Here is a 2,092-nt window from a genome sequence, read left to right as displayed (position 1 = left end):
CGCTGGCCGAATATGAATCGGGCGAACGTCAGTAGCCCGAGCGGGCGTTGACCCGGCGCGGGTAGTAGCGCTCGTCGCCCCGGCGCTCGTACGGCTCCCAACGGGGCGCGTCCCCCGTCGGGTTGTCCCCGAGCACGGTCACGCGCTGACCCCGGCGGTACTCCTGGTAGTCGTTGATCGCCAGATGCTGCGTGGCCCGGTTGTCCCAGATGGCGACGGCGCCCGGCTCCCAGCGGTAGCGGCAGTGGAAGCGGGGCGCCTCGGAGTGCTCGAAGAGGTACTGGAGCACGGCGTCGCTCTCGTTCCGGCTGAGCTGCGGTATGTGCGACGTCCACATCCGCGTGACGTACAGCGAGCGCCGCCCGGTCTCGGGATGGACGCGTACGACGGGGTGTTCGGCGGAGAGCGTGCCCACCTCCGGCGCCTGGAGGACATGGACGGCGGTGAGTCCGTCGAGCATCTCCTGGAAGGGCCGGGAGAGCGTCTCGTACGCCAGGTACTGGTTGCTCCACATCGTGTCGCCGCCCGCCTCCGGACAGGTGACCAGATGGAGGATCGAGGCGACGGGCGGGTTGGCGCTGAAGGTGACGTCGATGTGCCACTCGTCCGCCTTGCCGCCCTTGTCGGACTCGATGAGCGTCACCTCCGGGTGACTCTCCAGCTTCGGCAGGAAGGGGTGCACCTCCACCTCGCCGAAGCGGCGGCCGAGTTCGACGTGCGCCTCGGGAGTCAGCCCCGACTGGCCCGGGATGAACAGCACGAGGTGCTCCAGCAGCAACTCGTGGATACGCGCGAAGAGTTCGTCGTCGAGGGCGGTCAGATCGACGCCGTGCAGTTCGGCGCCGAGCGCCGCGGAGACGGGACGTACGGACATGCCGTGCGTGGAGGCCGGGGAGCCGGCCGCGGGGGTGTTCACGGACACTGCGTTCTCCTGTGCGAGTTGACGGTCAGGGCGTGGCGGACGGTGGCGGGGCGGAAGGGCATGACGGGCGTGACGGGCGGCACCCGGGTGCGTCAACGGACCCAGTCCGTACGGCATTTGGCAGGGCGGCCCTCACTCCGACGGCACCCGGTGCGCTCGGGGATCGGGCAGCAGGCCGATCTGGTGCAGCTGGTCCAGCGGGGTGAGCGGCCTCGGCCCGAGTCCGGCCATGTTGTACGTGATGGAGTGCAGCAGCCGCGGGTTGGCGCCGGTGCAGCGCACGGCCCGCCGCCCCAACACCCGTCCCGGCCAGGAGAGATCGGTGACCATGCGGGCCGCGTTGTCGCTCGTACGCGCCGTGTGCGCCAGCACGGGCAGCCGCTCCTCCTCGTAGGCGCGCAGGGCGGCGTCGACGGCCTCCGGGTCCGGCGGCTGCGGGGTGCCGGGCCGCGCGGCGGGAGCCGCGGAGGGCGTGAGGCGTGCGGCGAGCTGTTCGGCGAGTGAAGCGGCGCTGGTGATGGCGGAGTTCATGCCCTGCGCGGCCATCGGGTGCACCGCGTACGCCGATTCGCCGACGAGCGCGAGCCCGGGGACGGCCAGCCGCTCCGCGAGGAACCGTGCCACGGGGAAGAGCTGACGGGTGGCGGCGGCCTTCGGCACGGCCTCCGACAGCCCTTCCAGCGCGGGCACTTCGCGTACCGCCTGCTCGCCCCAGCGTGCGAAGCCGTCCTCGTCGAGGCCGCGCAGCTCTCCCGGCTGCGCCTGGAGGTACAGCCGCAGCCGCCCGCCGGGCAGCGGATAGACCAGCCGCAGCCCGCGACCGGTGAGATAGGCGGAGAAGTCCTCGGAGTCGTGGTCCGCGCCGGTGAGTTCGAAGGAGACGAGGCGGTGCGGATAGTCGCTGCGCCGGCCCTCGATGCCGGCGGCGCGGCGCAGCCGGGAGCCGATCCCGTCGGCGGCGACGACGAGCGGGACGCGGACGTCCTGCCCTCCGCCGCCGTCGCCCTCGTCGAGCCGTACGCCGACGACCCGGCCCGAGCCGTCGAGCAGCGCCTCCGTGGCGCGCACCCCGCGGCGTACCTCGACGCCCGGACCGAGCCCCGAGGTCAGTGCGTCGAGGATGGCCGTGTGGTCGTGTGCGAGCAACGCGTTGTCGGCGGCGGGCAGTTG

Annotated in this window: 2 protein-coding genes; both read right to left on the bottom strand. The window is 72.5% G+C overall.

The window, feature by feature from the left end; genetic code table 11:
* Positions 1-28 precede the first annotated feature (28 nt).
* Positions 29-922, bottom strand: a complete 894-nt coding sequence (locus AN218_RS13315) for a TauD/TfdA dioxygenase family protein (protein ID WP_244900436.1) — start codon at positions 920-922, stop codon at positions 29-31.
* A gap of 132 nt (positions 923-1,054) precedes the next feature.
* A partial coding sequence (locus AN218_RS13310; protein ID WP_244900435.1) for an FAD-dependent oxidoreductase occupies positions 1,055-2,092 on the bottom strand: 1,038 nt, incomplete at its 5' end.

It is taken from the genome of Streptomyces nanshensis (genome assembly GCF_001751255.1).
In the GTDB taxonomy this organism is placed as follows: Bacteria; Actinomycetota; Actinomycetes; order Streptomycetales; family Streptomycetaceae; genus Streptomyces; species Streptomyces nanshensis_A.
This window is presented reverse-complemented; position numbering and strand designations above follow the sequence as displayed.